The organism is Rhizobium mongolense subsp. loessense (genome assembly GCF_900099775.1).
In the GTDB taxonomy this organism is placed as follows: Bacteria; Pseudomonadota; Alphaproteobacteria; order Rhizobiales; family Rhizobiaceae; genus Rhizobium; species Rhizobium loessense.
The window spans coordinates 1-20,346 of sequence record NZ_FMTM01000012.1; the positions used below are offsets into that span (position 1 = coordinate 1).

Consider the following 20,346-nt stretch of genomic DNA (forward strand, 5'->3'; position numbering starts at 1 on the left):
TGACGATGTACGGGATATCGAACCTCTTGGAAATTGGCGCCGGCTTTCCGGATGAGATCGCCAAGGTCCACCAATCACCGGCAGTGACCGAGGCGCTGCTGGTGAACGGCACGGCTTTTGCGGATTTTCCAGGCGCATCGATCGGCAGCAACCCTGAAAAGGCTTTGCAGGCAAGTCCCATGGGTCATGTCGAGGGCCGTAAGCCACCCTTCCTGATCATGCATGGAAGTGCCGATAAGCTTGTTTCGCCGCGACAGAGCGTGCAGCTTTACGAAGCTTTGAAGAATAGGGGCGAAAAGGTCGAATACGTTCTTGTCGAGCATGCCGGCCATAGCGACCTAACCTGGTATCAGCCGCCGATAATCGACCGCGTGGTCGAGTGGTTCAAGGGCGTGTTGGGCGAACCGATCAAGGGAGATGGCAACACGCCGGTTCCCAACGGGGGTAATCTCTTAAAAGATTCAGGAAGGATCCTTCGAAACAACGCCGGACTGCGTCCAATGCCTTCCGTATCGGGAGCGTTTAGCAGCCTATTTTTTTTTGGCTCCAGCCATCTGCCTCTCAACGTCGGGAGGCACTTTTTCCAGTATCTTTCATTTGCTACCGTAGCTCCCTTGCCGAGCATTCGCTAGGGTCCCACAGGGGTCATGCCGACAGTCCTGTCCGTCGGAATGCCGCAATTCTGTCCAACTGTCAGGATTGGCCGGTCGTTTCAATGACGACACGGGCAGTCGGTCTCATCGGCAAACCACGCTTAGCGGCTCTGGAAACCTCCTTAGGCCATCATCAAGCCTCCCTCTGCGTCAATTCATCACGCGAATACACAAGATGGATCGTACTGTTCCGCTTCGATCTCAACGCGACGACCATCTGATGCTGCGTCGTTGTCAAGCAACAACTGGTGTCTTTGCTCGTGAAATGGCGGCAAAGCTTCAAGCTTCAACCTCCGTGCCTTCTCGGTTGCATCCATCCACAGGTCAACGCCCTTGTTGCAAACGCGGGGCTGGCAACGTCGAAACCAAGTTGCTCGGGTCGATGTATTCATTCGCTAACCTTTCGCGGACTGGCGCCTGTCCGGTCGAAGTAACGAGACGGCGTCGTTCCCAGAGCCTTCTTGAACATCGTTATGAAAGAGGTTGCCGACTCGTAGCCAAGGGCATCCGAGACTTGCTGTACGGGCAATCCGTCGGACAGCTTGGATAGAGCAACAAGCAAATGGAGTTGCTGACGCCATCGGCCGAACGTCATTCCCGTTTCCCTGAAAACCAGGCGACCCAGGGTCCGCTCGCTGGTGGCGGTGCGACCTGCCCATTCCGCAAGCGTTGTACGGTCGCCAGGATTTGCCATCAGTTCCTCCTGGATCGCCACCATCTTGGGATGTGACGAAACCGGAAGCCTAAGTCCGCCCGTTGCCATACCCTCCAGTTCCGTCAACAGTACTTTCATCAAAAGAAGTTCGTGCTCGTCAGCGTCGCTCCCTACCGTTGAGCCGACAAGGCGCAGGGCTATTTCTCTCACCAATGGGGTGATCTCAAGGGTGCAACAATGATGCGGCAGGCAAGCGGCATCCTGTTTGACAAACAGGATGCATGTACGCGAATGCGGCGATGCCGGGCTGCGGTGCCTGAGGCCGGCCGGAACCCACACGGCGCACCCCGCAGGAACGATCCATATCGAGCCAGGAACGTGGCACATTACCGCACCACTCAACGCGATGATGAGTTGCCCATTCACGTGCTTATGGAGGGGGAGTTCAACCCAGTCCTTGTCGTACCCAACGAGTAACGCCATCGCGGGTGTCGCGAACTCGACGTCCCACGCGATTGCCGTTGGTGCCCGAACAGGTGCGATTGGCAGATTTTCGATATCGATAGTCATTCCGCAGCATATCACGCCAAAAATGGAAGCGGTACTGACAATGCTCGCCGCGAATGTTCGACCTTAACGCCGCCGACTAGAGAAAATGAAATGATGCGTATTGTCGCTTTAGAAGAACATGTCATGCTCCCCGAAATGACACAACGGATTCCGGCTTCGGTTGCCATAGAAGCTGGCTGGGTGCCATCGGGCGGTCATTGGGGGCCGGAACCTCTCAACGAGGCGTTGGGCAATTTACAGGAAGGGCGCATCGGTGCGATGGACCAAGCAGGGGTCACCCTGCAAGTGCTGTCCGTCATAGGTCCGGGCGCCGAGTCGCTGGCCGGAGAAGAAGGCATAAGCTTTGCGCGTGAATACAACGATCGACTTGCCGCTGCAGTTGAAAGGCATCCAGAACGTCTTGCAGCATTCGCTCACTTGCCTATGAGAGAACCTGCTGCGGCCGCAGACGAACTGGAGCGGTGCGTGAAAAAGCTCGGTTTTCGTGGTGCCTCCATCAATGGGACCACAGATGGACTGTTCCTAGACGACCTGCGGTTCGCTCCCATCCTGTCACGCGCCGAGGCGCTCGCGTGTCCGCTCGATATTCATCCCGGCCCCCCTCCGCGTGCAGTGCGGGACGCTTACTATGGAGGATTGCCAAACGAAATTTCTTCATATCTGCTATCAAACGCCGGCTTTGGCTGGCATTCAGAAATAGCTATTCACATTCTTCGCCTCGTCTTGTCCGGCACGCTCGATCGGAACCCAGGACTGAAGCTGATCATCGGTCACATGGGTGAGTTGTTGCCGATGCTCCTCAAGCGCGTTGATGAGACCTTCGGAACGGGCGCAGAAACGGGGCGACAGCGGACCGTATCTGAAACTATTCTGGATCAGGTTTGGATCACGACCAGTGGCTTTTTCGACACGTCTGCGTTTCTCGCCGCGCTGACCGCTTTTGGTGCGGATCGCATCCTGTTTTCGGTCGACTATCCGTACGCCACCAACGGTGCCGGCACGGCTTTTCTCAATAGCCTACCGGTTTCTCCTGCGGACAGGGAGCGTATCGCCCACGGCAATGCAGATGCGCTCCTTCGTATCAGTAGCGTGATCAATGCCCGAGTGTAGTACCATCGTGGCCGAAGTTCAGGGGGAAACGACAGGCTGTCAATCGGCGCACGACGCCGAAACATAGTCAGCGACGCCAATAGGCGGATCGAGACTCCCGGTTCGTCGCCGAAGATGGCGTCGATGCGAAACGCGCTTTTCAAGACCTTGAGGCGCATCCCAGCCCTCGATTCTTGCAGCCGGTCGAGGGCCGCCAGACGGCAAGGTTGCAGGGTGGCAAATTCGAAATCGGCTCAACCGCGCCACACCGTCCATTCTGGAAACAAGGTTTGGCCTGTTGGCCGCACAAGCTGGCGCGGTGCCCAAGGTATTGCCTACGGCACTGAAGGACCAAGTCTCAGTAGGAATCGACGGCGAAATTTCTTCTGCTATATAAGATATACAATTGCCCATAACTTCAGGTTTGGCAGAGACGCATTTTTTTCACCCTGCTAACCATGCAGCTGAATGCTACCATTCCGTAAAACAACAATGGGAACCTGGTCGATACGGTACGTTCCGACGGCCAATTTATAAAAGCATTTCAGGCGAAAAGACCAGCCCGTTACCGCCGCGCGTCGATAGCCGTTGCATGGGGATCAAAATGATATGGACCGAGCTATCTTTAATCGGGTAGGACAGAGTCGTCCGCATGGTGGGGATGGAGCGCAGTCTGAGATGACGTTTGCTCCGGACAACGCCCTCATTCGACTCGCATCCCTCAGCAAGCATTATGGCACCCATACCGTGCTCGACGGTATCGATCTGGAGGTGCATTCGGGCGAGGTCCTCGCCATCATCGGGCCGAGCGGATCGGGCAAAAGCACGCTTCTTCGCTGTATCAACTATCTAGAACCGCCGGATGGCGGCACGATCACCATCGGTTCAGCGACCATAAATGCATCGCGACCGGCCGCACCCGCCGAACTCTCCAGGCTGCGCCGCCGCATCGGCATGGTCTTTCAATCCTTCAATCTGTTTCCTCACATGTCCGTGCTGCGCAATGTCAGCCTGGCGCAGGAGCGTGTGCTGGGCCGCAGCCGCCAGGAAGCCGAAGAGCGCTCGATGCAGCTTCTGAAGCGCGTCGGTCTCGCCGACAAGGCATCGCAATATCCTGTCCGCTGTTCCGGTGGCCAGCAACAGCGTATCGCCATTGCCCGCTCGCTGGCGCTCGATCCCGAGATCATGCTGTTCGACGAACCGACATCGGCGCTCGATCCGGAGCTGGGTCTCGAGGTTCTGGCCGTGATGCGCGAGCTTGCCGAAAGCGGCATGACCATGATCGTCGTGACCCACGAAATGGGATTTGCTGAGAATGTCTCCGACAATGTGATGATCATGGCGGATGGCCATATCGTCGAAAAAGGCCCCTCAAAAGAGATTATGCGAAATCCGCAACAGGAGCGCACGAAACGATTCCTTCGCGCGGTGCATGACCGATGAGTGCGGCAGACTTGCTTCCACTTCTGCGTGGGCTGGTATGGACGATCGCCCTAACGGCGGGCGCATTCCTCATCGGTGCCGTTCTTGGCGTCCCCCTGCTGATCGCCAGACGCAGCCGTCATCGGCTGGTATCTTTCCTAGCTATGATCATCATCCAGATCGTGCGATCTATACCGCCCATTTTGTGGCTTTTCATGATCTTTTTCGGCATCGGCATGGGTATCATGCCGATCAGTCCGTTCAATGCAGCACTCCTTGGGCTGGGAATGATTGCTGCGGCCAACATGGCGGAAATCTATCGTGGTGCGGTCGCCTCCATTCACCATGGCCAATGGGAAGCCGCAACAGCGCTTGACCTCGATCGCTGGTCGGTCTTCCGCGATATCGTCGCGCCGCAGGCCTTCCGTGTGGCCCTGCCCTCTGCCGCGAGCTACCTCATCGGTCTGATGAAGGAAACAGCCGTCGCTTCGGCGATAGGGGTCTCGGAGCTTGCCTATCAGGGCAACCAGCTCTCGCAACTGTCCTATCGTGGCCTGCAGGTCTTTGCGCTGGTCGGCATGTTCTATGTTTTGCTGAGCCTTCCAATCGCATGGCTGTCGCGCGTTGCCGACAGCTATCTCATGGCGAAGGTGGCGCGCTGATGTTCCCGACATATGATGAAATCATAACCTGGCTTCCGGATCTCCTCAGCGGACTATGGATCAGCGTGCAGGTGACAGCGCTCAGCCTTGTCATCGGCATTCCCTTTGGCCTGGTCCTGGCACTTGGCGTTCTGTCGAAGCGTCGCGCGGTCAAGGCCCTTAGCCTTTTCATGGTTGAGATTGGCCGCGGCGCTCCGGCGCTTGTTCTGTTGCAGTTCATCTATTTCGGCCTGCCCACGACAGGATTGATGCTGGGCTCTTTTACGGCAGCGGTGATCGCGTTGGCATGGAACACGGGTGCCTATACCAGCGAAATCATCCGTGCGAGTCTTCAATCCGTCGCCCATGGCCAACGCGAAGCGGCTGTTTCGCTCGGCCTCAGCCGGCTGGATGAGCTTCGTTACGTCATCCTGCCTCAAGGGCTTCGTGTTGCCCTTCCGGGCCTCCTCGGGTTCTCGATCCTGATCTTCCAGGGGACGTCACTATGCTTCACCATCGCGCTACCTGAACTGGTGAGCCGCGCCTATGAGATCGGCTCCACGACGTTCCGTTATCTGCCCGCCTTGCTGTCTGCGGGTGTGCTCTACGCCAGCATCTCCATCCCAGCCGCCTTGCTCGTCAACCATGTCGAGAAGCGCGCCGGGCGTTACGCCCTCCGTTGAACCTCAGTTGAAGGATGTCTGCATGACCAGAATGACCACTCCTACGCAGTTTCTTCTTACCGGCATTGCCGGTTTGCTGATCTCCGCAACACTTGCCAGCGCGCAGGATTGCACGCCAAAGCACAAGTTCGCCACCGTTGAGGCTGGCACCCTGACGGTTGCCGTCACCACCTACGCCCCTCATTCATTTCTGGATGCGGATGGCACCATGAAAGGCATCGATGGCGATATCGCCACCGAATTTGCCAAGCGTGAATGCCTCAAGGTCAAGGCTGTCGCGGTCGATCCGGCTGCAGCCATTCAATACGTGCTTTCGGGTCAGGCCGACATCACGACCGGCGACTGGTATCGAACCGCAGAGCGCGCCAAGGTCATGAGCCTTTCCGCTCCGCTCTACACGGACCAGATGGGTATCTACTCAAAGGGTGACTTCAAGAAGGTCTCCGATCTCAAAGGCAAGCAGGTGGGCACTGTGCAGGGATACCTCTGGGTCGCCGACCTGAAGACTTTGCTCGGCGGTTCCCTGAAGCTTTACCCGAACTCGGTCAACCTGCAGCAGGATCTGAAATCTGGCCGTATCGATGTTGCCGTCGATGGCTATTCAACCGGCGTCGTTGCAGCCCAGAAGGGCGCTCTTGGCGATATCAAGGTCAATGTCGCTGCCGCCGACGATCGCATCAAGGCGACAAAGGAAGCCGCACAGGCAGCCTTCCCCTATTCGCTGAAGGCCAAGGAGCTCGGTGTTGCGCTCGATGCCGGGATCACCGACATGCACGCGGACGGTACGATTGTGAAAATCCTCAAATCCTACGGCCTTGACGGGACTGCCGGAGAAACCGGCGCACCGCGCCTTGTGCAGTAAGCATTGGTCGCGGGGGATGGCGGCCCCCCCGCATCACACACTGATATGAAATCGGAGGCGAGAATGACAGTCTATACGGTCACGCGCAAAACACAGTCATGGTACGGCGAACAGATCGGCATCCTTATTCTGGACGCTGCTTACCCCTGCGTGCCGGGCAATGTCGGCAATGCGACCACCTATGATTATCCCGTGCGTTTTCAGGAGGTGCACGGCGCATCCATCGATCGGTTGCTCAACCAGCGTGATCCGGCATTGAAGGAAGCCTTTGTCGAGGCGGCTGTGGAGCTGCAAAACCGGGGCGTCAAGGCCATCACCGGGGCCTGCGGTTTCATGGCCTATTTTCAGGAAGAGGTGGCCGCTTCGGTCGATATTCCCGTCTTTCTGTCCAGCCTAATGCAAATTCCCTTCATACACGCTTTGTGCGGTGGCCGTGTTGGCGTCATCACCGCCAATGAATCACGGCTGACGCCGCGACACTTCGCCGCCTGTAATGTCGGTGACAATATTCCATTGGCCGTGGCGGGCATGGAAGGACAGACGGAGTTTCGCGAAGCCATACTCGAAGAACGCGGCACGCTCGACTCCGCCGCCATCGAACGGGAAGTGACCGATGTCGCGCGACGACTGGTCGAGGACAATCCCGATGTCAAATCGATCCTGCTCGAGTGCAGCGATCTGCCGCCCTATGCGCATGCCGTGCAGGCGGCGACGGGTCGTCCGGTCTTCGACTTCATCACCATGATCAACTACGTTCAGCAGACCGTAACACGTCGCCCCTATATCGGCAGCATGTAGCGGAAAGTCGGACACTGCATGTTTGACAGGGGTTCTTGATGTCGCTCGATCACTACTTTCTGCTGGGTCGATCCGGTCTCAGGGTCAGTCGTCTGGCCTTGGGCACCATGACCTTCGGTAATGGCGGTATTCGCGGGATCGGCGGAAGCTGGGGCAGCGACGAAGATGCAGCCCGGAGAATTTTCCAGCGCTATGTCGAGGCGGGCGGCAATTTCATCGACACCGCCGATTCCTATGCAGCCGGAGTGAGCGAGAGTCTCGTGGGAACGTTTACTGCAGACATGGGGCTGCGCGACCGGTTGGTCATTGCCACGAAGTTTTCCAACAACGTGTCGCCGGGCAATCCGAATGCGGGAGGCAACGGGCGCAAGAACATCATGCGCGCCGTCGATGCATCGTTGAAGCGGCTGAAGACCGACTATATCGATCTATACTGGCTACACACCTGGGACCGGATGACACCGGTGGAAGAAGTCGTGCGCACCCTGGATGACCTCGTGCGGGCGGGCAAGATCCTCCATGCCGGGCTTTCCGACGTGCCAGGCTGGTATGCCGCGCGTGCACAAACATGGGCGCAAGCTCATGGGCTTTCGCAACCCATCGCTCTGCAACTGCCCTATTCGCTAATCGAGCGCAGCATCGAACATGAATTCGTGCCGCTGGCGCAGGTTTGCGGTCTCGGAATTACCGCCTGGAGCCCGCTCGCCATGGGATTACTTTCCGGAAAGTATCGCTCTCGAGGCACACCGGCCGGGCGGCTTTCGCTTGATCCTTCGGGCAGTGGCCTCGGGCTGTTTACAGACCGCAATATCCGTATCGTATCGGCTCTCGAAAAGGTTGCGCTTGAGGTTGGCCGGAGTATGGCGCAGGTCGCTCTCAACTGGGTCACCGATCAACCCGGCATTGCCGCCGCGATCATCGGGGCGAGCCGTCCAGAGCAACTGGACGAAAATCTGGCAGCCCTCGATTTCGAATTGCCGGGCGAGCACAAGGCATTGCTGGATGCAGCCAGCGCCATCGATGTGCCCTATCCCTACAGCCTTTTTGCCGATGATTACCAGGCAGGCATTCTCAACACCGGCAGCACGGTAGGCGATAAGTCCAAGTACTATTATTCCGGCACCTTTTTGCCTAAAGTCCCGGATTATGTTTTCGGGCAACCGAAGGACAAGACGCGATAGCCGCTTATTGGCTGCCGACCACGATTGCTGCCTGTTGCTCAATCAGCCAATCGCGAAAAAGCTCTGCGCCGGGTTTCGATGGCCGCTCTGCCGGCATGATGAGATGCACCGACTGGCCGGACTGGTAGATTTCATCGAGCGGCGCAACAAGCCGCCCGGCCTGCAGATGCCCGTTCACCAGATGTTTCCAGCCGAGCGCAATGCCCTGACCCCGGACTGCTGCCTCGATAGAGCCGAGCGCATCGGTAAACACGAAATCCTGCCTAAGCCGCGCAACCGGAACCGAGTGCCGGTCCAGCCATTCGCGCCATGCAAGCCGGGTGCGGTGCCGTTCCTCAAAATTCAAAAGCGTGTGCTGGAGCAGATCGGCAGGCCCTTTGATAGGACCATATTCATTGAGATATTCCGGGCTGCACACGGGAAGGACCTCTTCCGTTGCGAAATGCCAGGAATGAATGCCAGGCCATTTGCCGTTTCCAAGACGGGCCGAGAGGTCGATATCCTCCTCGATCAGATCCTGATCGTCCCGGCTGCTCTCCTCGATCCGCAGCGACACATCGGGATGTCTGGCCTTGAAGTCCTTCAGTCTCGGTAGCAACCACAGCTGCACGAAGGAGGACGAAAACGACACCCGCACCACGTCGTTGGAATGCTTTTTCTGCAGTGCCGATATGACCATGTGCAGATGATCGAAGGCCTCCTGCGTCTCCTTGTAGAGCCGCAGGCCCTCGGCTGTCAGTTCCAGCCGCGTGTGATCGCGCCGAAACAGCCTCAGACCCGTTGCTTCCTCCAGCAGACGGATCGTCTTGCTGACCGCAGGCTGACTGACATTCAGCTCCTGAGCGGCCGCGGTAAAGCTGCGCCTCCGGGCAGCAGCCTCGAAGCAAAAAAGGTAGTTGGCAGATGGGATCAGGGATCGGAGTCTGTGCATAATCTCAAGTTATGCTTCCAGGCATTTTTTTGCAAGATTACAGTTCTGTGCGGCGTTTGTACGGTGACGAAAACCAATACAAAGGAACCCTTCATGCAAACACATGCTCGAGCCGTTGTCATCGGCGGCGGTTGTGTCGGTGCCGCCATTCTCTATGGCCTTACAAAACGCGGCTGGACCGATGTAGCCCTTCTGGAGCGGACGCAGCTCACGGCCGGTTCGACATGGCATGCAGCAGGCCTTATTCCTTCCTATGCGCGCAGCATCAATATCGGTCGCATGATTGCAAAGACGATTGAGATCTATGAAGGTCTGGAGGCGGAAACGGGACAGCATGTCGGTTGGCACAAATGCGGTCAGCTGCGCATCGCCAACACGCGCGACCGTCTTGACGAATACAAAAGCTATATGAGCGTGGCCGCCGTGCAGGGCATCCGTGCGGAGCTAGTAACACCGCAGGAGGCAAGCGAACTCTGGCCTCTTTTAGAGAACAACAAGCAGATGCTGGCGGCTCTCTACCACCCCGACGACGGCCACATCGCCCCCGCAGACGTAACCCAGGCCATGGCCAAAGGCGCGCGCGATCGCGGCGCGAAAATCCACCTTAATACCGAGGTGAAGGGTTTCGAGCGTCTGCCCGGTGGCGAGTGGAAGATCATCACCAACAACGGTGAGATCATCTGTGAGCATATCATTTCCGCAACGGGAAACTACGCCCGCCAGACCGGCGCAATGCTAGGCCTCGAAATTCCGGCCATTCCGATCCTCCATCAATACTGGATCACCGACGCCGTACCGGAAATCGTCGAGCGTAAGCGTAAGGGCCTGCCGGAAATGCCGATCCTGCGCGACGAAGGGTTCGAGGGATATCTTCGCGAGGAAGGCGATGGCCTGATGTTCGGACCCTATGAAAAAACCGAGCATTTGAAGCTGTTTGCTGAAAATGGCGTTCCCGAATGGTTCGGTGCTGACCTTGTCGAAGAGGATTTCGATGCGGTGGCCTGGAACTGGGAAACGGCGATGGAGATGGTGCCCGCACTTGGCCGCGTCGGTATCAAGGCAAATGTGCGTGGCCCGTTCCAGATGACTGCGGATGAATTGCCACTGGTGGGGCCCGCCTGGGGGCTGGAAAATGTCTGGATCGCCGAAGGTGTTCCCGGCGGCATACTCTGGGGTGGAGCCATCGGCTATTATCTTTCCGAGCGTATCGTCGAAGGCGCCAACAGCCTCGACACCTCGGAACTCGATCCGCGCCGTTTTGGTGACTATGCCAATAAGGAGTGGACGCGCCAGAAGGTCAAGGAAAGCTGGGGAACGCACGCGGAACTTCACTACCCCGGCCAGGACATGCCCGCCGCCCGCCCGCAAAAGACCGCGCCTTCCTATGATCTGCTCTCGAAACATGGTGCTGTCTGGGGCGTATTGGATGGATGGGAGGTTCCCAACTGGTTCGCTCCCGAAGGCGTCGAGGCAAAGAACCAGAACAGCTGGCGCTGGACCCAAAAAGGGGAATATGTCGCCGAGGAGGTGAACGCCGTTCGCACGGCAGTCGGCCTCGTGGAAATGACCCCGATGACGAAGTTCGAGGTTTCCGGCCCCGGTGCGGAAGCCTGGCTGGATCGCATTCTAGCGAACCGTCTGCCGAAAACGGGGCGTGTGAACCTCAGTCACCATCTCACGAAGAACGGCGGCGTGCAGGCGGAATATGTGGTTGCCCGGCTCGATGACGGCAGCTTCTACATGATTTCCACCCCTCGCGCGGAGCGCTGGAATTTCGATGATCTCTCGAAGCTTCTGCCCAGCGATAGCAGGGTGCAGTTGCGCAATGTGAGCAACGAACGCGGATGCTTTACCGTGGTGGGACCAAAGGCGCGCGATGTCCTGCAAAGCATCACCGAACTGGATCTCTCCAACGAAGCCTTCCCGTGGTTCGGGGTAAAATCGGCAACGGTCGGGCTCGCGACCGACGTGCGAATGCTGCGCGTGAACTATGAGGGCGAGCTTGGCTGGGAACTATATCATCCCCTCCCCTACCAGCGGCATCTTCTGGAAGCGATCCTAGCTGCCGGTGAGCCACATGGATTGCGTCTCATCGGATATCATGCCCTGGAGCCGCTTCGGCTGGAGAAATCCTATCGTGCCATGTATCGCGACATGAACCCTGAACTCACGGCGTGGGAAAGCAGTCTCGATCGTTTCATCAGGCTCGATAAGGGCGATTTCATCGGTAAGGAAGCGCTGCTGCGCCAGAGGCAAGAGGGCGTGAAGCAGCGCTCCGTAACGATTGCCATCGATACGGAAGGCGCCAGTTCCCTGATCCACGAAGGTGTGTACCACGACGGCGAGCTGGTGGGATGCATCACCTCCGGAAGCTACGCCTACACGCTTGGACACGATGTCGCTTTCGCGCTTCTACCGGTCGAACTTGGAACGCCTGGGACCGAGCTGGAGGTTCCCATTCTCGGTGAGATGCGAAAAGCAAGGGTGATCCCGGAATCGCCCTACGACCCGGAAGCGCTGCGCGGCCGCATGTAACGCGACGATATCAAAAGGAAGACCCGATGAAAATCCTCGTCCCTGTGAAGCGTGTGGTGGACTACAACGTCAAGATTCGCGTCAAGGCGGATGGTTCAGGCGTTGAGCTTGCCAACGTCAAGATGTCGATGAACCCCTTCGATGAGATTTCCGTCGAAGAAGCCCTTCGCCTGAAAGAAGCTGGCAAGGCGGAAGAGGTCGTCGTCGTTTCCGTTGGTCCTGCCAAGGCGGAGGAAACACTTCGCACGGCGCTGGCCATGGGTGCGGACCGCGCCATTCTGATCGAGACCGATGACGCCGTAGAGCCGCTGGCCGTCGCCAAGCTTTTGAAGGGTGTCGTTGAAGCCGAAGCTCCGGGCCTTGTCATCGTCGGCAAACAGGCCATTGATGACGACAGCAACCAGACCGGCCAGATGCTCGCAGCGCTTCTGGGATGGGGACAGGGCACATTCGCCTCCAAGGTCGAGCCTTCCGACGGCAAGGTTGCCGTAACCCGCGAAGTGGATGGCGGCTTGCAGACGGTGGAACTGAAGCTTCCCGCCGTCGTCACCACCGACCTTCGCCTCAATGAACCACGCTATGCGTCTTTGCCAAACATCATGAAGGCAAAGAAGAGGCCGCTCGACAAGAAGACGCCTGCCGATTTCGGCGTCGATATCGCACCTCACCTCAAGGTCCTGAAGACCGAGGAGCCTGCAGGTCGCAAGGCTGGCGTCAAGGTTGGTTCGGTGGCCGAGCTCGTATCGAAGCTCAAGGCCGACGGCGTAATTTAAGAATTCGGATAGGGAGATTTTATTATGGCCATTCTTCTTCTGGCAGAACACGACAACGCAAACCTTTCCGACCAGACGGCAAAGACACTGACGGCGTCAACACAGATCGGCGGGGATGTCACTGTTCTGGTCGCCGGTTCCAACGCCAAGGCTGCTGCTGATGAAGCCGCCAAGCTGTCCGGCGTTTCCAAGGTCTTGCTGGCCGACGATGCATCCTATGCAAACCAACTGGCAGAACCGCTCGCTGCATTGCTTGTTTCGCTCAGCGCCTCCTATGACGTTATCATCGCGCCAGCCACGGCATCTGCCAAGAACGTCCTGCCCCGCGTGGCCGCACTTCTGGATGTGGCGCAGATTTCCGAAATCATCGAAGTCATCTCCGCCGATACGTTCAAGCGCCCGATCTATGCCGGTAACGCCATCCAGACCGTACAGGTGAGCGACGCGAAAAAGGTCATCACCGTTCGTACCTCGACCTTTGCTCCGGCACAGGCTGGCGGCTCGGCGTCCGTTGAAACCGTCGCTGCTGCTGAAAACCCAGCGGTCTCGTCCTTCGTTTCGGATGCTCTTGCATCGTCCGACCGCCCGGAACTGACGTCGGCCAAGATCATCATCTCCGGTGGTCGCGCGCTCGGTTCTTCGGAAAAGTTCAAGGAAGTCCTGCTTCCTGTCGCTGACAAGCTGGGTGCAGCCGTTGGCGCCTCCCGCGCGGCAGTGGATGCCGGTTATGCTCCTAACGACTGGCAGGTCGGCCAGACCGGCAAGGTCGTTGCTCCGCAGCTTTACATCGCCGCAGGCATCTCCGGCGCCATTCAGCATCTGGCTGGCATGAAGGATTCAAAGGTTATCGTCGCCATCAACAAGGACGAGGAAGCGCCGATCTTCCAGGTTGCCGATTACGGTCTCGTGGCAGATTTGTTCGACGCGCTACCTGAGTTGCAGCGGAGTTTGTGATACCCTCGCCCGGCCTTTTTTCAACAACAGAACGGCGAAGACGTGGTCGAGCGGCACCCGTTCGCTGCGGCCTGAAGGAATGCTTCAATGAAAAGCTATGTGCTGACAGTTACCTGTAAGTCGAAACGCGGTGTTGTTGCGGCTGTTACAGGGTATCTTGCTGAAAAAGGCTGCAATATCACCGATAGTTCCCAGTTTGACGATCAGGAAACCGGCCTGTTTTTCATGCGGCTGACCTTCATCAGTGAGCAGGGCGTGGAGCGTGCCGAGTTGGCAAAAGACATCGAGCCGATTGCCACCGCCTTCAGCATGAAGGCGGTGTTCAACGATGGCGACTATCGGATGAAAGTGCTTCTGATGGTCTCACGCTTCGGCCATTGCCTCAATGATCTTCTCTATCGATGGAAAATCGGCGCGCTGCCAATCGAGATCGTCGGCGTCGTCTCCAACCACTTCGATTACCAGAAGGTGATCGTCAACCACGACATCCCCTTCCACCACATAAAAGTCAGCAAGGATAACAAGCCTCAGGCCGAAGCCACACTGATGGATGTCGTCGAGCAGTCGGGTGCAGAACTCATCGTGCTTGCGCGCTATATGCAGGTTTTATCCGATGCTGTGTGCAAGAAAATGTCGGGCCGCATCATCAATATCCACCACTCGTTCCTCCCGAGTTTCAAAGGTGCCAGTCCCTACAAGCAGGCCTATCAGCGTGGCGTCAAGCTGATCGGCGCAACCGCCCATTACGTTACCGCCGATCTGGACGAGGGCCCGATCATCGAGCAGGATGTTGCCCGCGTCACCCACGCCCAGTCGCCGGACGACTACGTCTCCATCGGTCGCGACGTCGAAAGCCAGGTTCTTGCGCGCGCTGTCCATGCTCACATCCACCACCGCGTGTTCATGAACGGCAACAAGACGATCGTCTTTCCGCCAAGCCCGGGCTCGTATAAATCTGAACGTATGGGCTGACTATCCTCCGGGCCAGGAGCGCGAACAGCCAACCATAATCAGGAGGGCTCTAATCTCCGGCGGGCCACCGTTGGGGCTCAGTGCATGAAAAGTCACTTTACCCTCCACGTTCAGCCTGTGGTGAGCCGGACCCTGAAGAACTAACCTGAGCCAGTCCCTACCGAATTGACAAGCCTCTCAGAAATCGTCGATCAAAAGAGACTGCCCGGCACGATATGGCAGAGAAATAATATTTAGACTTAGGCACTCGAGGGAAGCGGTGTCATCTGTATCGAGGAGGTATCAGACGACCACTACGGCATGGGTGCCGCAGAATAGAAGCAACACTATGGGCTGAGGGGTGGGTTACCACTCCGCGCCTTTCATGCAAACCGAAACGGAGTCGATCACGAGCCCAAGACAATATTGGCCTTTGCTATCGTCGTACTGGGATTGACGGGATCTGTCATGGCTCAAGAAATCATCCCGTGGATCCTTGTTCAAATAGCTCAGAATGGCGAGACCTGACTGACCCCCTCCTCTGATTAGCGACAGATAGTCAGACCTTGATGGACAGTGGCGAGAGGAGGACCAGTTGCTAGTTTTGCTCTAGCCAGCCGTTTCGAAAAACTTTGCTGAGCGCGTCGCGCGTATCATCCTCTGCGAGCGTGGCTCCGCTTGCCCAGGCGATCGCCAGTGCCCCTAAAAAGATATCCCTGCCGGTCACCTTACGTCCTGCGGCCCCGCTTTGCTGTGCAGCATTCAGTATCCGCTCTGTCGTGGCGGTGACTGCATTACAGGTAGGGCTTAGGGGAGACTCTTGACGGCAAGCTGCCCTTAACGGCTCGGGCAAGCCCTCATAAGCAACCATCCAGTCTCCCAAAGCTTCAATCCAGCGCTCGAGCACGCGAGCTGGATCCGACTCCTGTGCTTCGATCTCGGCGCGACGGCGGTCCAATGCTTCATAATGATCGACCAAAAGCGCGGCGAGTAGAGCGTCCTTATTCGGGAAATGTCGGTAGAGCGTGCCCGGCCCAACCCCGGCCAGCTTGGCGACAGCATCCATCGACACGTCAACACCATTTGTACGAAACGCCTGCCTTGCCACGTCGAGAATGTGAGCCCGGTTGTGTTGGGCGTCTCTGCGAGGCGCAAACGATTTCGGCAACATTTCCATATCTAACCTTTTGACACTTGAACATCGGAGACACTCTCCGTATATGAGAACGGAAGCGGAGATGCTCTCCATATAAAGTTTACAGAGCTGTTTAACAAGTTGCTCGCCGGGACCGAGGATAGAATGACGAGACAGATGATAATTGGGATGCATCTGGGCAACGGGTACGGCAACCTCCCCGGCGCCTGGCGCGCATCCTCAGTTGATCCCAAGAGTTATACAAGTTTCGATGCTAAGGTAAGGCACGCTCAGGCCGCAGAACGGGGCAAGCTCCAGTTCCTTTTCCTTCCGGACGGCCCTACCTATGTTGCAGATATCGCCAATGAGCCGCCGAACTTCAACCTCGATGTGATGCTCACCTTGGCGGCCGTAGCGCGCGAAACCAGCCGGATTGGTCTCATCGCCACCGGCTCAACGACTTTCAACGAACCGTTCAACCTGGCACGCCAGTTTAAAGCGCTGGATATTATGAGTCACGGGCGGACAGGTTGGAACGCTGTCACTTCGAGCGGCGAAGATGTTGCGGCAAATTACGGAAGACGCCTGCCGTCCAGCTCGGATCGCTATGGACGGGCACATGAGACTGTCCAGCTGGTACAAGCGCTTTGGGGCAGCTGGGGCAAGGATGCCTGGGTACACGACAAGGCAACGGGCCGGTTCGCGAATGCCGAACAGGTGGTTCCCATCAACATGGGGGGCGAGTTCGTCGCCGCGCGCGGACCCTTGCACATTCCGCCTTCCGAGCAGGGGCAACCCGTCATTTTCCACGCCGGCGGCAGTCCAAACGCTATGGACTTCGCTGGCCGTTACGCCAGCGGCGTCATAGGCGCTGCGTTCACGATTGATCACGCGCACGCACAGCGCGCTGCTTTCCGTGCGGCGGCCGAACGCGCGGGGAGGGATCCGGACGAGCTCAAGTTCTTCGCCGGGCTGATGACGACGATCGCCTACGATCGACGGGAAGGTCTCGATCGCCGGATTGCATTGAGTGAACGCACCTTTCCTCAGCGGGCGGCGTATCTCGGTCATATGCTCGGCGTGCGCCTTAATCCTGCTCGGCTCGACGAGCCATTATCGCCCGATCAGTTGGCCAAGGCGCGTCCATCGCCTGGCGATCCACGCTCGGCGCATGCGCTGAAGGTTGTACGCGAAGGTTGGACTATACGCGACGCTCTTGCACACGGGGTTATCGACTACCATCCGGTCATTGTTGGACCCGCCATAGAGGCCGCTGACCACATGCAGGAGTGGTTCGAAGCAGAGGCCGTCGATGGCTTCTGGGTTTCCCCGGACATCTATGAGGACGGGATAGACGCCTTCGTCGACGGCGTGGTGCCGATCCTGCAGGATCGTGGGTTATTTCATCGAGACTATGACGGCGTTACCCTGCGCGAGCATCTTGGCACTCCCGCACAATACGGAATCGACCGGCGCGTTACGAAGTGACGTCAATAACTATCAACAGGCACACATCAATCGAAAGGATATGGACATGGAAATTGGCATTATCGGCGCTGGAAACATCGGCGCTACGATTGCGAAAAAACTGGCAGTAGCCGGGCATACGGTCAAGTTGGCAGGCTCGAAAGGGCCGGAAGACGTCCGCGAAAAAGCTGAGGAGATCGGCACTATTCCGGTCGCCGCTCAGGATGCGGTCAAGGACGTTGAGGCAATTATCCTCTCGATCCCGTTCGCGCAGATCCCTAATGTCGCTGGTCTGTTTGCACATGTACCGGCGGACGTCATCGTGATCGACACCGGTAACTACTATCCCTTCCGCGACGGAAACATTGCGGTGATCGATGAGGGCAAGCCGGAAAGCGTCTGGTCAAGCGAACAGCTTGGTCGGCCGGTGATCAAGGCGTTCAACGCGCTTCTCGCTGAAACGCTTACCAATGGTGGCACCGAAGAGGGCACAGTCAACCGCATCGCGATCCCTGTCGCGGGCGATGACGCACGTGGAAAAGCGATTGCAAGTAAACTGGTGAACGAAACCGGCTTCGATGCGCTGGATGCCGGAGATCTCGCAAACTCCTGGCGCCAGCAGCCAGGCACGCCCGCCTACTGCACGGAACTGACGTTGCCCGAACTCAGAGACGCGCTGTCCAAAGCCGACAAGGCGAGCGCGCCGAAGAACCGCGATGCGCTCATCAAGAGCTTTATGGAAGAGACGTCGCCACTCAGTCACGGGCAAATTGTCGCCCGCAATCGTGAGGTCACTGCTCCAAAGTGATCCCCTGCGCCGGAGGCCGCGAGCGCCTCCGCCCTCCCGATCATAAATCGAGAGTAAGGTAGCAGACATGTAAATCGGTACCTCCGGCCACGTAGGAGCTGAGGCGACGCGGCCACTAAAGTTTACCTCGAACACTTCGAGGCCGGTCACAACGCCGGCCGGGACTTCATCGTCAACGTTCGCGGCTTCTTTACGCGGTTTGACTTGCCCCGGGACATACGACGGACGCCGCGGCCACGTTGCGGCAACCTAACGCGCGACAGAAGAGGAAAAGACAAATGAACGGCATTCTTGAAGGCAAAGTCGCACTGATCACAGGCGCCGGCTCCGGTATTGCTGCGGCTGCAGCAAGACTGTTCCACAGAGAGGGCGCCCGAATTGTGCTTGCCGATGTCAGTGGAAAAGAGGCGGAACTTGCCGCCGAACTTGGCGAGCGAGCAGTGGATTGCCGGGCTGACGTGAGCAAGAGTGACGATGTCCAGGCGATGATCGACATGGCCATCACGGAGTTCGGGCAACTGGACATCCTGTGCAACGTCGCCGGGATCACAGGTCCACAAGGATCGTTGGAGGACGCGCACGAGGAAGACTTCGACCGCGTAATTGCGGTCAACATCCGCGGCCTGCTCCTCACCACCAAGTACGCGCTTCCACATCTCGTCGCGGGGAATGGAGGAGCCATCGTCAACATCTCGTCGGCCACAGCGCTCGTTGGAATGCCAGGCCTTGCCGTCTATTCTGCGACAAAGGGGGCAATCATTGCCACGACCCGTGTCATCGCCGCTGAATATGCGAGCAAGGGCGTTCGCGCGAATGTAATCTGCCCGGGTGGGATCGAGACCCCAATCTATCTGGAGCATCTTGCGAGAGATCCGGAGTCAGTAAGCAAGACCGTAAGCCTCATCCCAGCGGGTCGAGTCGGCAAACCGGAAGAGATAGCACAGGCCATGCTGTTTCTCGCTTCGGATGCATCGTCCTACATGACCGGTGCAGTCGTTCCCGTTGATGGAGGTCAGACGGCCGTCTGAATGCCAGTTCAATGACAAGTACATTTCAGTGCGTGACGAGATGCTCCCAAACCGACCGCTGCGCCCAAACGATAAAAGTACCCAAACTGGGAGAGAAATTATGAGAAAAGGCCTGTTGCTTACATCGTTTGCAGTTCTGGCAAACGTTGCGGCCGAATTGCCTGCGCATGCTGGCGCGGACGAAAATTCCCCTCCTCTTAGCTGCGACGGGTCCATTGTAGCGAACTTCAAGCCTAATGCCGAAACCAAGGTGCTGCTTGTCAAAGCGTACAAGAAAGGTGATCCGTTTCCGGAACCGCCGCAGGAAAGCCGAATCGATCCCTCCGCACCGCCGGTGATGGCGACAGCTGACCTTTGCCTGGTGAAGCTGCTCGTAGATCCGAGGAATCCAGTTCCTGCGGAGGCTCCGTCGACCTCCGCCGGTATCGGCATTGAAGTCTGGCTGCCAGCAAAAGGTATCTGGAACGGTCGCGTCCATGCCGTCGGCGGCTCCGGATGGGCAGGCACCGAGGAAGCAGACCCGACGAAAATATCTTCTTACACAATCTCCAATGACTTAAGCTCTGCACCGTTCATAGCCGGCAAGGAAGGCGCGGTGACTGCAAGCACCGATGCGGGGGCATACTGGAGGCTTCATGAACGGCGCCTTTGCGATGAACCCCGACGGCACGATCAACAAACCGCTGTGGAATGACTTCGCGTCCCGCGCAATCCATCAGCAGGTCGCCATGGCGAAGGCGCTTGCCGAGGCATATTATGGCGCCGCACCGAAATATACTTACTGGGACGTCTTTCGACAGGTGGCCGTCAGGCACTGAAGCAGGCGCAACGGTATCCGGAGGATTTCGACGGCATCTTGTCCGTTGTGCCGGGGATCAGTTGGTCAAAGTTCCTGATTGCCAACGTCTATCCGTAGATCGCGATTCAACGCGATCTAGGCGGCCGTCATTTGACGCCCGACCAGCTTAACTTGGTCTCCAATGTCGCGATTTTGGCTTGCGATCTAACGGGACTGCCAATCCCGATGCAAACCCGCCGCTGCGCAAGGCCCACAACGCCGATTACACCCGTGATTGGGTGGAGAAAGGAATTGAGCCCGGAAATACCGTCCTTAAGTCGCTCAGCGACAAGAGCCTGCCGATGTGCGCCCTTCCGACAAAAATCACCCATGTCGGAGGCAGTATAAATGAAGCAGGTAGTTATGAATGCC

General features: G+C 57.7%; 21 protein-coding genes. 18 read left to right on the forward strand and 3 right to left on the reverse strand.

Going from position 1 to position 20,346, the window contains the following annotated elements; all coding sequences use genetic code 11:
- Positions 1-26 precede the first annotated feature (26 nt).
- Complete coding sequence (locus tag BLP23_RS27275; RefSeq protein WP_233426833.1) at positions 27-632, forward strand: alpha/beta hydrolase family protein; 606 nt, start codon at positions 27-29, stop codon at positions 630-632.
- Positions 633-1,041: 409 nt separating this feature from the next.
- On the opposite strand, the gene BLP23_RS27280 is transcribed toward BLP23_RS27275, so the two are convergent.
- A complete protein-coding gene (locus BLP23_RS27280) occupies positions 1,042-1,878 on the reverse strand; it encodes an AraC family transcriptional regulator (protein ID WP_092587867.1) in 837 nt (278 codons plus the stop codon).
- 90 nt (positions 1,879-1,968) lie between these two features.
- Here BLP23_RS27280 and BLP23_RS27285 point away from each other — a divergent pair, with 90 nt between their 5' ends.
- The 7 genes from BLP23_RS27285 (at position 1,969) to BLP23_RS27315 (ending at position 8,554) form a co-directional block, all read left to right on the forward strand.
- Positions 1,969-2,988: an amidohydrolase family protein gene (locus BLP23_RS27285; protein ID WP_092587868.1), complete on the forward strand. Its 1,020-nt coding sequence runs from the start codon at positions 1,969-1,971 to the stop codon at positions 2,986-2,988.
- Positions 2,989-3,645: 657 nt separating this feature from the next.
- Positions 3,646-4,410 (forward strand): amino acid ABC transporter ATP-binding protein, encoded by a 765-nt coding sequence (locus BLP23_RS27290; RefSeq protein ID WP_092587869.1) that lies wholly within the window; start codon positions 3,646-3,648, stop codon positions 4,408-4,410.
- Positions 4,407-5,051: an amino acid ABC transporter permease gene (locus BLP23_RS27295; protein WP_092587870.1), complete on the forward strand. Its 645-nt coding sequence runs from the start codon at positions 4,407-4,409 to the stop codon at positions 5,049-5,051. Before BLP23_RS27290 ends, BLP23_RS27295 begins: the two co-directional genes overlap by 4 nt.
- Positions 5,051-5,713: an amino acid ABC transporter permease gene (locus BLP23_RS27300; RefSeq protein WP_092587871.1), complete on the forward strand. Its 663-nt coding sequence runs from the start codon at positions 5,051-5,053 to the stop codon at positions 5,711-5,713. The genes BLP23_RS27295 and BLP23_RS27300 overlap by 1 nt, the downstream gene beginning before the upstream one ends.
- Positions 5,714-5,735: 22 nt before the next feature.
- Positions 5,736-6,575 (forward strand): substrate-binding periplasmic protein, encoded by an 840-nt coding sequence (locus tag BLP23_RS27305; RefSeq protein WP_092587872.1) that lies wholly within the window; start codon positions 5,736-5,738, stop codon positions 6,573-6,575.
- A 63-nt stretch (positions 6,576-6,638) separates the two neighbouring features.
- A complete protein-coding gene (locus tag BLP23_RS27310) occupies positions 6,639-7,373 on the forward strand; it encodes an aspartate/glutamate racemase family protein (RefSeq protein ID WP_092587873.1) in 735 nt (244 codons plus the stop codon).
- Between the two features lie 38 nt (positions 7,374-7,411).
- A complete protein-coding gene (locus tag BLP23_RS27315) occupies positions 7,412-8,554 on the forward strand; it encodes an aldo/keto reductase (protein ID WP_092587874.1) in 1,143 nt (380 codons plus the stop codon).
- A gap of 4 nt (positions 8,555-8,558) precedes the next feature.
- On the opposite strand, the gene BLP23_RS27320 is transcribed toward BLP23_RS27315, so the two are convergent.
- Positions 8,559-9,485, reverse strand: coding sequence for a LysR substrate-binding domain-containing protein (locus BLP23_RS27320; RefSeq protein ID WP_092587875.1), 927 nt, complete (start codon positions 9,483-9,485; stop codon positions 8,559-8,561).
- A 93-nt stretch (positions 9,486-9,578) separates the two neighbouring features.
- On the opposite strand from BLP23_RS27320, the gene BLP23_RS27325 reads away from it, so the two are divergent.
- The 4 genes from BLP23_RS27325 to purU all read left to right on the forward strand — a co-directional run bounded on the left by BLP23_RS27325 (position 9,579) and on the right by purU (position 14,719).
- On the forward strand, positions 9,579-12,020 hold the full coding sequence (locus BLP23_RS27325) for a GcvT family protein (RefSeq protein ID WP_092587876.1): 2,442 nt from the start codon (positions 9,579-9,581) through the stop codon (positions 12,018-12,020).
- A 26-nt stretch (positions 12,021-12,046) separates the two neighbouring features.
- On the forward strand, positions 12,047-12,793 hold the full coding sequence (locus tag BLP23_RS27330) for an electron transfer flavoprotein subunit beta/FixA family protein (protein ID WP_092587877.1): 747 nt from the start codon (positions 12,047-12,049) through the stop codon (positions 12,791-12,793).
- A 24-nt stretch (positions 12,794-12,817) separates the two neighbouring features.
- Positions 12,818-13,747: an electron transfer flavoprotein subunit alpha/FixB family protein gene (locus BLP23_RS27335; protein ID WP_092587878.1), complete on the forward strand. Its 930-nt coding sequence runs from the start codon at positions 12,818-12,820 to the stop codon at positions 13,745-13,747.
- Between the two features lie 87 nt (positions 13,748-13,834).
- Positions 13,835-14,719, forward strand: coding sequence for a formyltetrahydrofolate deformylase (gene purU, locus BLP23_RS27340; protein WP_092587879.1), 885 nt, complete (start codon positions 13,835-13,837; stop codon positions 14,717-14,719).
- 577 nt (positions 14,720-15,296) lie between these two features.
- Here the strand turns inward: purU and BLP23_RS27345 are convergent.
- Positions 15,297-15,875 (reverse strand): TetR/AcrR family transcriptional regulator, encoded by a 579-nt coding sequence (locus tag BLP23_RS27345; protein WP_092587880.1) that lies wholly within the window; start codon positions 15,873-15,875, stop codon positions 15,297-15,299.
- A gap of 123 nt (positions 15,876-15,998) precedes the next feature.
- On the opposite strand from BLP23_RS27345, the gene BLP23_RS27350 reads away from it, so the two are divergent.
- From BLP23_RS27350 to BLP23_RS34760, 6 genes are all read left to right on the forward strand, one after another.
- Entirely contained in the window at positions 15,999-17,321 is a 1,323-nt protein-coding gene (locus BLP23_RS27350) for an NtaA/DmoA family FMN-dependent monooxygenase (RefSeq protein WP_092587881.1), read from the forward strand.
- Positions 17,227-18,108 (forward strand): NADPH-dependent F420 reductase, encoded by an 882-nt coding sequence (locus tag BLP23_RS27355; protein WP_267890109.1) that lies wholly within the window; start codon positions 17,227-17,229, stop codon positions 18,106-18,108. Before BLP23_RS27350 ends, BLP23_RS27355 begins: the two co-directional genes overlap by 95 nt.
- A gap of 278 nt (positions 18,109-18,386) precedes the next feature.
- Positions 18,387-19,136 carry an SDR family NAD(P)-dependent oxidoreductase gene (locus BLP23_RS27360; protein ID WP_092587882.1) on the forward strand — a complete coding sequence of 250 codons (750 nt, stop codon included), beginning with the start codon at positions 18,387-18,389 and terminating at the stop codon, positions 19,134-19,136.
- A 100-nt stretch (positions 19,137-19,236) separates the two neighbouring features.
- Positions 19,237-19,830 (forward strand): hypothetical protein, encoded by a 594-nt coding sequence (locus tag BLP23_RS33885; RefSeq protein WP_092587883.1) that lies wholly within the window; start codon positions 19,237-19,239, stop codon positions 19,828-19,830.
- The gene (locus BLP23_RS33375; RefSeq protein WP_167363996.1) at positions 19,772-19,954 is read left to right on the forward strand and encodes a hypothetical protein; all 183 of its coding nucleotides are present in this window, start codon (positions 19,772-19,774) and stop codon (positions 19,952-19,954) included. Before BLP23_RS33885 ends, BLP23_RS33375 begins: the two co-directional genes overlap by 59 nt.
- The gene (locus BLP23_RS34760) at positions 19,951-20,052 is read left to right on the forward strand and encodes a tannase/feruloyl esterase family alpha/beta hydrolase (protein ID WP_233426836.1); all 102 of its coding nucleotides are present in this window, start codon (positions 19,951-19,953) and stop codon (positions 20,050-20,052) included. Before BLP23_RS33375 ends, BLP23_RS34760 begins: the two co-directional genes overlap by 4 nt.
- Positions 20,053-20,346: the final 294 nt, after the last annotated feature.

What these genes read in the sequence shown, in the direction of transcription:
- BLP23_RS27280 (WP_092587867.1), bottom strand. Translation starts at nt 1,878, where the DNA reads ATGACTATCGATATCGAAAATCTGCCAATCGCACCTGTTCGGGCACCA.
- BLP23_RS27285 (WP_092587868.1), top strand. Translation starts at nt 1,969, where the DNA reads ATGATGCGTATTGTCGCTTTAGAAGAACATGTCATGCTCCCCGAAATG.
- BLP23_RS27290 (WP_092587869.1), top strand. Translation starts at nt 3,646, where the DNA reads ATGACGTTTGCTCCGGACAACGCCCTCATTCGACTCGCATCCCTCAGC.
- BLP23_RS27295 (WP_092587870.1), top strand. Translation starts at nt 4,407, where the DNA reads ATGAGTGCGGCAGACTTGCTTCCACTTCTGCGTGGGCTGGTATGGACG.
- BLP23_RS27300 (WP_092587871.1), top strand. Translation starts at nt 5,051, where the DNA reads ATGTTCCCGACATATGATGAAATCATAACCTGGCTTCCGGATCTCCTC.
- BLP23_RS27305 (WP_092587872.1), top strand. Translation starts at nt 5,736, where the DNA reads ATGACCAGAATGACCACTCCTACGCAGTTTCTTCTTACCGGCATTGCC.
- BLP23_RS27310 (WP_092587873.1), top strand. Translation starts at nt 6,639, where the DNA reads ATGACAGTCTATACGGTCACGCGCAAAACACAGTCATGGTACGGCGAA.
- BLP23_RS27315 (WP_092587874.1), top strand. Translation starts at nt 7,412, where the DNA reads ATGTCGCTCGATCACTACTTTCTGCTGGGTCGATCCGGTCTCAGGGTC.
- BLP23_RS27320 (WP_092587875.1), bottom strand. Translation starts at nt 9,485, where the DNA reads ATGCACAGACTCCGATCCCTGATCCCATCTGCCAACTACCTTTTTTGC.
- BLP23_RS27325 (WP_092587876.1), top strand. Translation starts at nt 9,579, where the DNA reads ATGCAAACACATGCTCGAGCCGTTGTCATCGGCGGCGGTTGTGTCGGT.
- BLP23_RS27330 (WP_092587877.1), top strand. Translation starts at nt 12,047, where the DNA reads ATGAAAATCCTCGTCCCTGTGAAGCGTGTGGTGGACTACAACGTCAAG.
- BLP23_RS27335 (WP_092587878.1), top strand. Translation starts at nt 12,818, where the DNA reads ATGGCCATTCTTCTTCTGGCAGAACACGACAACGCAAACCTTTCCGAC.
- purU (WP_092587879.1), top strand. Translation starts at nt 13,835, where the DNA reads ATGAAAAGCTATGTGCTGACAGTTACCTGTAAGTCGAAACGCGGTGTT.
- BLP23_RS27345 (WP_092587880.1), bottom strand. Translation starts at nt 15,875, where the DNA reads ATGGAAATGTTGCCGAAATCGTTTGCGCCTCGCAGAGACGCCCAACAC.
- BLP23_RS27350 (WP_092587881.1), top strand. Translation starts at nt 15,999, where the DNA reads ATGACGAGACAGATGATAATTGGGATGCATCTGGGCAACGGGTACGGC.
- BLP23_RS27360 (WP_092587882.1), top strand. Translation starts at nt 18,387, where the DNA reads ATGAACGGCATTCTTGAAGGCAAAGTCGCACTGATCACAGGCGCCGGC.
- BLP23_RS33885 (WP_092587883.1), top strand. Translation starts at nt 19,237, where the DNA reads ATGAGAAAAGGCCTGTTGCTTACATCGTTTGCAGTTCTGGCAAACGTT.
- BLP23_RS33375 (WP_167363996.1), top strand. Translation starts at nt 19,772, where the DNA reads ATGAACGGCGCCTTTGCGATGAACCCCGACGGCACGATCAACAAACCG.